Genomic DNA, 9,469 nt, shown 5'->3' with positions numbered 1-9,469 from the left:
TGTCCATCCAGGGCTTGTGCATGGCCAGCCAGACATTGGACGAGGGGGACATGAAGGTGTGGAATTTCAGGGTCACGGCCTGCTGGGCCAAGCCCGAGAGGGCCGGTGCGCCCAGCGCGGCGGCGGCGCCGGTTTTGAGAAGGGTTCGTCTTTGAATCATGCGGGGCTCCTGTAGGCAATGTCGATAACTTAAGGCAGGCGGATGGGTTTGGGAAGCGGTGAAAGCCCTAGGCAAAGGCCTAACTGACGTATTTCACCAGCCACAGCGATATGCCGGGGAAGAGCAGCAGCAGGCTTGTGCGGATGGTGTCGCTGATCAGGAAGGGCATGACCCCTTTGTAGCTTTCACTGATAGGGACATCTTTTGCCAATCCGTTCACCACATACACGTTGAGGCCGACCGGCGGCGCCAGCATGCCGAAGCCGACGGTCATCAGCACCATGATGCCGAACCAGATCGCTGTGGACTCCTTGGCCATCCCGAAGTCCAGGCCCATCACCATGGGGAAAAAGATCGGTATGGTCAGCAACAGCATCGACAGCTCGTCCATCACGGCGCCCAGCACCACGTAGAAGAGCAGGATGGCCGTCACAACCATCAGCGGCGACAGGCCCCAGCCGCCGACCACGCCGGCGAGCTGGTTGGGCACCTGCGTCAGGGCCAGCGCGGAGTTCATCAGGTCGGCGCCTATAAAGATCAAAAAGATCATGGCCGAGCTTTCCGCCGTGGCATAAAAGCACAGCTTGAATTTGGCCCAGGTGATCTCGCGCTTGAGCAGGGCAGCCACGAAGGTGGCGGCCGCGCCCACGGCCGCGCCTTCGGTGGGTGTGAACAAACCGCCGTAGATGCCGCCGAAGACAATGATGAAGATGATGGCGATGGGCAGTATGCCCAGCACGGAAGCCAGCGTCATCGGCGGCCGGTCGGTGTCGACTTCGGGCGCCTGCCCGGGCACCACGCGCACATAAATGGCAATGGCCACCATGTAGCCCAGCATCGCGATGATGCCCGGCACCATGGCCGCGGCAAACAGCTTGGCGATGTTCTGCTCGGTGAGGATGGCGTAAATCACCAGCGGCACCGAGGGTGGGATCAAAATGCCCAGCGTGCCGCCGGCTGCCAGCGTACCCGTGGCGAGGCGGCCCGAGTAGCCATGGCGTTTCATCTCGGGCAGCGCCACGCCGGTGATGGTGGCGGCCGTGGCCACGGAAGAGCCGCAGATGGCGCCGAAAGCCGCGCATGCCAGAACCGACGCCATGGCCAGGCCGCCCTTGAAGCCGCCCATCACGCCCGCGGCGAAACCGAAGAGGGCGCGGCTGATGCCGCCCTGCGTGGCGAAATGCCCCATCAGGATGAAAAGCGGGATCACCGACAGGTCATAACTGGCAAAGCGCGCGAAGGCCTGGGTGTTGAGGAAGCTGGAAAACGGCCCCCAGCCGGTTTGCATCACGTAACCGATGGCGCCCGCGGCAAACATGGCGACCGCGATAGGCACGCGTACGGCCATGAAGACCAGCATGATGCCGAAAATAACCAGGGCGAGCGTGATGGAGCTCATACGTGTGCCTCCACCTCGTCCAGCGGGTTGTGCGGCCCATGGGCGTCGCCGAAGCCGAAGACGGATTGGTACACACCGATCACGCAGGTCAGCACAAAGGGCGGGACCATCGCGGCATATACCGTCCACTCGGGAAAGCCCAGGATCTGGGTTTCAGAGTGTGTGTTGTAGGAATTGAGGCCGCCCAGCACCGTGCGCCAGGCCAACAGGGCAAACACCAGGCCCAACAGCAACGCACCGAAGCGATCCAGCCTGTCATTGGTGGTTTCGCCCAGTTTCGCGGTGAAGAAGTCGACGATGATGTTGCCGCGCTTGATCTGGCAAAGGGGCATGAACAGCGCGATCGCAGCCCCYGTGACCACGCCGGTGAGTTCGAAGTCTCCGACGAGGGTAGCACCCAGCAGGTTGCGGCCGATCAGACTGGCACAGGTCATGAGCGTGATCACCGTGAGCAGAACGCCCGCCAGTACAGCGCAGAATTTCGCCAGGGACTGCAGGATTTTCAAGAAGGCTCTCCAAAAAGCAGGTCTTGGTATTTGGGAGCTCCCAAAAAACCGGGTAAGCCGATTATCAGAATTGAGGAGGCAGGCAGTCAGGCGGGTTACCCCGGGTAAAAGCGGGTATTTGCGCGGTGATTAAAGCAGCTGCGCGGTTATCGCGCAACTGTCCCCGCCGGGAAACGCGATTGCCAATGCCTGTGTTCAGATGACTTTGACTGTGAGTGTTTCCAGCCCGGCCACACCGCCGACCATGGTGTCGCCCGAGACCACAGCCGCGACGCCTTCAGGTGTGCCGGTATAGATCAGGTCGCCCGGTTGCAGCTCCCAGGCCGCTGACAGGTGTTCAATGGTTTCCGCGATGTTCCATATCAGCTTGGACACATTGCTGCGCTGGCGATCCTTGCCGTTCACCTGGATGTAGAGCTCGGCATTGGCGACATCGCCGGCCTGCGCGGCGGGTGTGATGGGGCCGATGGGTGCCGAGTGGTCATAAGCCTTGCCGATGCACCAGGGACGGCCCTGCTTTTTCATCTCACCCTGCAGGTCGCGGCGCGTCATGTCCAGCCCTACGCCATAACCATAGATGTGCTTTTGTGCGTCAGCGGCCTTGATGTTCTTGCCGCCCGTGCCAATGGCCACCACCAGCTCGATTTCATGGTGCAGGTTTTTGGTGAGCGATGGGTAAGGGATGGCGCCTGTCGCGCCGGCTTCGACCACCACGGCGGCATTTGCGGGTTTGAGGAAGAAGAAGGGCGGCTCGCGGCCGGTGAAGCCCATTTCCTTGGCGTGCTCTTCGTAGTTGCGGCCCACACAGTAAATGCGGTTGACGGGAAAACGGTCTTTGGTGCCGACAACGGGAACGGACACTGCTGCCGGTGGGGTGATGACAAAACTCATGACAACCTTTCTTCTCTGTGTATGCCCAGTGCCTGATGCACCGGGCGGTCTGAAAAACTGAACAGCACACAACCTTGCGCCGAACGCAATTGCGCAGTGTGCCACGACGGAATCACAAAATGGTCGCGAGGGCCAAACTCGAAAGTCGAGGTTTTGCCATCGCGCTCAATGCTGACGGAACCGGTGCCCTCGACCACGCTAAACACGGCGCCGTCGGTCTGGCGCCAGGGCTTGCCCGCAAAGCCGGCCGGCAGGCGTTGCATGAAGGTGGCCATGGTAGGCATGGGCGAGCCGCCGGTGGCGGGGTTCACATAGCGCAGCTTGATGCCATCCCAGGCATCGACGTCGGCATGGGTTTCCAGCTGGTGCAGGGTCTCGCGCGTGCGGTCGTAGGGGTAGCTGAAGATGGGCGAGGTCTGGCCGAAGGGCGCGTCGTAGCGCATGGGCATCATGTTGGCGCCGTAGCGGTGGGTGCTGATGCCCTGGGGCCTGGTGACCTCCTGCTGTTTGGCCGTACCATTTTCGGCAAAGCCCGCGTCGAAGAAACGCAGCATGGGAATATCCAGGCCGTCCAGCCAGACCACGGGCGTATCCGATTCCATGCGGCCCTCGTGGCCGTGATCGTGCCAGGTCCAGCTCGGCGTGATGATGAAGTCGCCAGGTTTCATCTGTGTGCGCTCGCCGTCGACCGCGGTGAAAGCGCCGTGGCCTTCGATCACGAAGCGCAGCGCGCTTTGTGTATGGCGGTGGCTGGGTGCCACTTCACCCGGCATGATGACCTGCAGGCCCGCGTACAGCGACTGCGTGATGCATGACTGCCCGCGCAGGCCGGGATTCTCCAGGATCAGCACGCGGCGCACTGCTTCTTCGGCGGTGATCAGTTCGCCCGATTTCATCAGGAAGGGGCGTATGTCGGCGTACTTCCACAGAGCCGGCTCGCAGGGCGTACTGGGCGACTGCGGCACCAGCGCATGCAGCACTTCCCACAGCGGTGTCATGTTGTGAGCGGAGATGGCATCGTAAAAAGACTTGCGTGCAGCGCTGTTGGGCACAGCGGGCTGACCAGGAGTGGGTGGGGGCGTCATGTCCATGATGGGTGTCCAGTCTCTGGGTTTAAAGATCGCCGCTTAAAGGCCGTTATCAAAGTACACGCCGTCCCGTGTGAGCAACTGTTGCAGTTGTTTCACATCGGTTTCGGAAAAAGCCTGTCCGGCACCCGCCATGGCGGCCGCCGTACCCGCCGCCTGGCCCATTACAAAGCAGCCGCCACTGGCGCGCGCAGCCGACTGGCCTTCGTGCGTCATGGAGGCGCAGCGGCCGGCCACCAGCAGGTTGGCTACACCTTGCGGCACCAGCATGCGCCAGGGCAGGTCGTTGTAGGCGCGGCCTTCAGCTGCATCCATGTTGTGCGGAAACTGCCAGTCGATCCGGCCATCGGCATGCAGTTCCATCGGCCAGGCGTTGATGCCTATGGTGTCCTCAAAGCGCGCCGACGAGAGGATGTCTTCGCCGCTCAAGGCATACAGGCCCTGGATGCGGCGCGTCTCGCGGATGCCGACCTGCGGCGCGATGTCGACGATGGCGGAATCCTTAAAGCCCGGCACTTCATTCTTCAAAAAGCGAAAGTATTCGGTGATCTGGCGCCGGCCTTCGAGTTCGCCTTCGCTGAGCTGCCGTGCATCCGTGGCGTCCATGGCCGTGCCTTGCGTGTTGCGGATTTGCGTGACGTTGGCGCGCCATTCGGTCGGGTTCTTCTGGGGGCGGAGGATGGCACCTTCACGGGGAAACTTGTAGCGGCCTGGCTCACGCGCCTGGCTCTCGGCCATCAGGGTATTAATGGCTTTGAATTCACCCACGGCCGCCAGGGCACGCGGTGCATCGACATGGCCGACGCGAAACATGGTGGACGGAAACAGTGCGCTGCCATGCCCGTCGCCAAGCTCAAATGGCACGCCGGCGAAGTTCGCTACATCGGCGTCGCCCGAGCAGTCGATGAAGCGCGACGCGCGTATCGCCTGGCGGCCGGATTTGGTTTCGACCACCAGGGCGCTGATGCGATTTCCTTCCATCACTACAGCCGCGGCCCAGGCATGAAAGAGGATGTTCACGTCGGCGGCCAGCAGCAGCTGGTCAGCCGCGCATTTGTAGGCCGACACGTCATAGGAGCGGACGCGGATGCGGCCCTGCATGCCGTCCTGCGGCGCGTTGAGGCCGCCCAGTGCTTCAATGCGCCGCAGCAGGTCGTCGGCCACGCCGCGCACAACTTGCTGCATCTGGCCGTTTTTGCGGCCGTAGAGGCCCGCGAAATTGGTGACACCGCCGGCTGTGCCCATGCCGCCGAGGAAACCGTAGCGTTCCACCAGCAGGGTACGTGCGCCGTGCCGCGCAGCGCTGACGCTGGCGGCAAGCCCTGCTGGCCCGCCGCCGATTACGACAACGTCGAATTCGTCGTAGACGGGTAGTGCGCGCGCAGCTTCGGTGATAGTGGACATGACTGTCTTCAGCGATTATTCAAGTTTGATGCCGCGCGACTGAATGATGCCGCCCAGGATGGCGGCTTCGTCTTTGACGCGGCTCTTCAGGCCATCGGGCGACGTGCCCACAGCCTGCCAGCCCTGGTTAAACAACTTTTGCCGCGTGTCGGCGTCGCGAATGATGCGCGGCACCTCTTGCGCCAGCCGGGCCTGCGCGGCTTTGGAGAGACCCGCCGGGCCGATCAGCGCCGTCCASACTTCRAGGTTGACSTTGGTCACGCCKGCRTCGGCCAGCGGCGGCACCTCSGGCACCAGCGAWGARCGYCCGCCGGTCAGGCCAATCGCCCKGAGCTTGCCCGMSCGCACATGCGGCATGGCCACGCCGGGCGGGATCAGCGCCATCTGGATCTGGCCGCCCAGCATGGCGGTTACCACCTGCGGGTTGCCGGCGAAGGGCACGTGAACCGGTGTGACGCCGGGCATGCGGCTTTTCAGCAGCTCCATGCCCAGGTGTGCAACGGAGCCGTTGCCGACGGAGCCATAGTTCCACTGGCTGCCGCCCTGGCGCGCRGCTGCGAAGAATTCGGTGCCGCCGGGCTGGCCTGCAGGCGCTACCAGCACCAGCGGCGCCGTGGCCAGCAGTGAAATGGGCGCAAAGTCTTTGGCCGGGTCGTAAGGAAGTTGCGGGTACAGCAGCTTGGCCGAAGTCAGGTTGCCGTTGATGACAACGCCCAGCGTATGGTCGTCAGTGGCCTTGGCCACCTGGTCGGCGGCGATGTTGCCCGAAGCGCCGGGCTTGTTTTCAACCACCACGGGTTGGCCCAGGGCCCGGCTGAGGGGCTCGGCCAGGCTGCGCGCAGCCATGTCGGGTGTAGAGCCGCCCGGAAAACCCACCAGTATGCGCACCGGCCTGGTCGGCCAGGCCGTATTTTTTAAGTCTTTTGGGGCTGCAGCCCAAGAGGGATGAGCGCAAGCAGCTATCAAAAGCGTAGCAATTATCCGGAGAGCAGCGGTGTTGGGAAGAAGAGTCATGACAATCCCTGGGACTTTTGAAACCGTCATTGGAACAGTTTTGACGGCTCGATTCCGTCGTACATCCACTTGAGGCCGGCAAAGCCCGCGCTCTCGGTACCGCTCTGGAACATCTGGTTGCGCAGTTCGCGCTGTACGCCAGCCGCATGGTAAATATCACCATAAAAACGGGCTGTCAGCTGCACGCGGCCGGTGCGCAGGTAGCGCTTTTGCTGGTATTTCTGGAAGGCTTTTGGCACGTCGCCGCGCGTAAAGCGCAGCGCTTCACGCAGCACGACGGCATCTTCTATCGCCTGGCCAGCGCCTTGGGCCAGGTATTGCAGCATCGGATGCGCGGCATCACCCAGCAGCGTCACGCGCCGGTCGGTCCAGTTTTTCACGGGTTCGCGGTCGCACAGCACCCACATCTTCCAGGTCTCGATTTTTCCCAGCAGCTCCTGGACCTGCGGGCAGGCATCGGCGAAACGCTCGTTCAACTCGGCCGTGTCGCCAAAGGTGTTCCAGCCCTCGTCGTATTTGTTGCTGTGAAAAACTGCCACCAGGTTGAAGAGCTCGCCGCGGCGTAGCGGGTAGTGAACCAGATGGGTTTTCTCGCCGCCCCAAAGCAGCACATCGTCGCTCCACAGATGAGCCGGTACATCTTCGCGCTTGAGCACGGCGCGGTAGGCGATATGGCCCGACACGCGGGGTTTGCCGTCGCCCACCACGGCTTCACGGATGCGGCTCCAGATACCGTCTGCGCCTATCAGCGCGCTGCCTTCAACGGTTTCGCCGCCTGCAAGGTGTACGGTCACGCCGCTTTCCGATTGGTCAAACGACTCCACCCTGGCGCTGGTGCGCAAGGTGATGTTGGGCTGGGCCCGGCAGGCATTGAGGAACACCTGGTGCAGGTCGGCGCGGTAAATCACGCCATAAGGAAACCCATAGGTGGCGCGGGCCAGGTCGCCAAGCGGGACACGGACAACTTTCTCGCCTGTGCGCACGTCGTTCATGCCAAGGCCGGTGGGAAAGAACGCCACACGGTTGACGGCTTCAGTGAGGCCCAGGTAGTCAAACATGCGGAAAATATTGGGACCGAGCTGGATGCCGGCGCCGATCTCGCCAAAACTCGCCGACTGCTCCATGAGTGTCACGGCGCGCCCGTCCTGCGCGAGCACCAAGGCCGCGGCCAGCCCGCCAATGCCGCCGCCCGAGATGAGAATGGGGGATGTATGTGACATATGGGAGAGGGTATCAGGGGGCTTTGACAATGATAAGTATGCTTATCATGTATGTCCCTAGTACATACCCTGAGCGCAAAGCTGAACGGTAAACTCGGTAAATGGCAAAAAGCTTTAACTTCAGCGAGGCCCCCGGGCACTTGATCCGCCGGGCGCAACAACTCGCGGTCGCGATTTTCATGGAGGAAACAGCCGGTTTTGACGCGACGCCCGTGCAGTTCGCCATCCTGAACGCCTTGATGGACGACCCGGGCGAAGACCAGATCACGCTGTCGGGCCGCGTTGCCTTTGACCCGGCCACTTTCGGCTCGGTGATCGGGCGGCTGGAGGCCAAAGGGTGGGTCAAGCGGGAGGCTGACCCGTCCGACAAGCGCCGCAAACTGCTGTGGACGACGCCCGAAGGGGAAAAAGTTGCACTGCAGATGAAGCGTGCTGTCAGCAAGGCACAGCAGCGCATCGTGAGCCCGCTGGATGATGACGAGCGGGTGCAGCTCGGCTTGTTGCTTGGCAAGCTGATCAGCGGCCACGAAAACGCGGCCAGGTAGCGGGCATCAGAACTGCGCGCAGACAATAAAAAACGGGGCCGTCAGCCCCGCTTTTTATTGTCTGCCCCTTTGCCAGGCGCTGGCCCAAGGCTCAGGCTGACTTGGCTACCAGGGCGAAATGCTCCACCGTGGGTGGGCCGGCAAAGAAGGGCCCGACAATGGCTCGCCAGTCGGCAAAGGCGGGCGACTGACGAAAGTCGACGGTGTGGTTTTCCAGTGTGTCCCAGAAGATCTGCAGGATGTAGCGTTCGGGGTTTTCAATGCCCTTGTTGACCTTGAAGCCCTGAAAGCCCTTGGCTTTGGAAATGACTTCGCGGATGCCGCGCTGGATGGCTTCGTCAAAGGCGGCTTGCTGGCCCGGGTGAATGCGGATGTCGGCGAGTTCGAGAATCATGGACAACTTTCTGAAGTAATTAATACTGGGTAGCCGGCAACTCTACCGTCAATCCGTCGAGCGCGGGCGTGAGCCTGATCTGGCAGCTGAGCCGGCTGTTCGGAAGGCGCGGCGCGGCGGTAAATGCGAGCATGCCGAGCTCTTCGCCATCAGGTGGCGGCAGGGTTTGCGTGTCCGAGGAAAAAGGTTCCTGCACGTGTACATGGCAGGTGGCGCAAGTCAGCAGGCCGCCGCAGTCGGCGGCAATGCCGTCAATGCCTGCGGCCACTGCGGCTTCCATCAGGCTTTTGCCGACCTTGCCCTTTACCGGTGTGGAGCGGCCGCCCGATTCGATGAAATGGATGGTGATCATGGGTATTTTTTATGCGAGCTGCGGCGGCTAGATCCGGCTGAAGTATTCACGCCTTTGCCAGTCGTCCTGGTCCTGGGCCTCGGCATGGCGGGTGATTTCGGCCTGTTTGACTCGCGAGAGATAAGCGACGAACGCGCTGCCGAATGCCTCCACCAGCATCGTGTCGCCTTGCAAGGCTTGCAGCGCCTCTTCGAGACTGGTGGGCAATTTTTCGGCGGTGTCACCATAAGGCGCGTCGGTGGCCGGCGGGGCTTTCAGGCGGCGCGCGATGCCGTCCAGCCCGGCGTGGATTTGCGAAGCCAGATAGAGGTAAGGGTTGGCGGCGGGTTCGCCGATGCGGTTTTCGATGCGTGTGCCGTTGTCGTTGCACTGGCCGACCACGCGCAGCATGGCGCCGCGGTTGTCACGGCCCCACAAAATCGATTGAGGTGCCAGCGCATTTGGCCGAAAGCGGCCGAAACCATTGATGGTGGGCGTGCAGAAGGCTGTCATGCCG

The 9,469-nt window shown here is 62.3% G+C and carries 10 protein-coding genes and 1 pseudogene; 1 reads left to right on the top strand and 10 read right to left on the bottom strand.

All coding sequences use genetic code 11. The annotated features are described in order from the left end of the window. Window positions 1–239 precede the first annotated feature (239 nt). From AC1D0Z_RS12235 to AC1D0Z_RS12205, 7 genes are all read right to left on the bottom strand, one after another. Window positions 240–1,559 carry a TRAP transporter large permease gene (locus tag AC1D0Z_RS12235; protein WP_477658517.1) on the bottom strand — a complete coding sequence of 440 codons (1,320 nt, stop codon included), beginning with the start codon at window positions 1,557–1,559 and terminating at the stop codon, window positions 240–242. Continuing rightward, window positions 1,556–2,065, bottom strand: a complete 510-nt coding sequence (locus tag AC1D0Z_RS12230) for a TRAP transporter small permease (RefSeq protein ID WP_477658516.1) — start codon at window positions 2,063–2,065, stop codon at window positions 1,556–1,558. Before AC1D0Z_RS12230 ends, AC1D0Z_RS12235 begins: the two co-directional genes overlap by 4 nt. A 195-nt stretch (window positions 2,066–2,260) precedes the next feature. Further along, on the bottom strand, window positions 2,261–2,956 hold the full coding sequence (locus AC1D0Z_RS12225) for a fumarylacetoacetate hydrolase family protein (protein WP_477658515.1): 696 nt from the start codon (window positions 2,954–2,956) through the stop codon (window positions 2,261–2,263). Continuing rightward, window positions 2,953–4,047, bottom strand: a complete 1,095-nt coding sequence (gtdA, locus tag AC1D0Z_RS12220; protein ID WP_477658514.1) for a gentisate 1,2-dioxygenase — start codon at window positions 4,045–4,047, stop codon at window positions 2,953–2,955. The genes AC1D0Z_RS12225 and gtdA overlap by 4 nt, the downstream gene beginning before the upstream one ends. A gap of 36 nt (window positions 4,048–4,083) precedes the next feature. Next, window positions 4,084–5,448: an FAD-dependent oxidoreductase gene (locus tag AC1D0Z_RS12215; RefSeq protein ID WP_477658513.1), complete on the bottom strand. Its 1,365-nt coding sequence runs from the start codon at window positions 5,446–5,448 to the stop codon at window positions 4,084–4,086. Between the two features lie 15 nt (window positions 5,449–5,463). Further along, window positions 5,464–6,462, bottom strand: a complete 999-nt coding sequence (locus tag AC1D0Z_RS12210) for a Bug family tripartite tricarboxylate transporter substrate binding protein (RefSeq protein WP_477658512.1) — start codon at window positions 6,460–6,462, stop codon at window positions 5,464–5,466. Window positions 6,463–6,488: 26 nt separating this feature from the next. After that, complete coding sequence (locus AC1D0Z_RS12205) at window positions 6,489–7,682, bottom strand: 3-hydroxybenzoate 6-monooxygenase (RefSeq protein ID WP_477658511.1); 1,194 nt, start codon at window positions 7,680–7,682, stop codon at window positions 6,489–6,491. A gap of 101 nt (window positions 7,683–7,783) precedes the next feature. On the opposite strand from AC1D0Z_RS12205, the gene AC1D0Z_RS12200 reads away from it, so the two are divergent. After that, window positions 7,784–8,227, top strand: coding sequence for a MarR family winged helix-turn-helix transcriptional regulator (locus tag AC1D0Z_RS12200; protein ID WP_457280374.1), 444 nt, complete (start codon window positions 7,784–7,786; stop codon window positions 8,225–8,227). A gap of 91 nt (window positions 8,228–8,318) precedes the next feature. Here the strand turns inward: AC1D0Z_RS12200 and AC1D0Z_RS12195 are convergent, their stop codons facing one another. The 3 genes and pseudogenes from AC1D0Z_RS12195 to AC1D0Z_RS12185 all read right to left on the bottom strand — a co-directional run. Further along, on the bottom strand, window positions 8,319–8,621 hold the full coding sequence (locus tag AC1D0Z_RS12195) for an antibiotic biosynthesis monooxygenase family protein (protein WP_477658510.1): 303 nt from the start codon (window positions 8,619–8,621) through the stop codon (window positions 8,319–8,321). A gap of 19 nt (window positions 8,622–8,640) precedes the next feature. After that, on the bottom strand, window positions 8,641–8,973 hold the full coding sequence (locus tag AC1D0Z_RS12190) for a 2Fe-2S iron-sulfur cluster-binding protein (RefSeq protein WP_477658509.1): 333 nt from the start codon (window positions 8,971–8,973) through the stop codon (window positions 8,641–8,643). Between the two features lie 27 nt (window positions 8,974–9,000). Continuing rightward, window positions 9,001–9,469, bottom strand: a pseudogene (locus tag AC1D0Z_RS12185) (glutamine synthetase); the annotation flags it as partial.

It is taken from the genome of Polaromonas sp. P1_E3 (assembly GCF_056405935.1).
The sequence above is the reverse complement of the archived record's forward strand: the minus strand, read 5'-3'. Positions and strand labels throughout refer to the sequence as shown.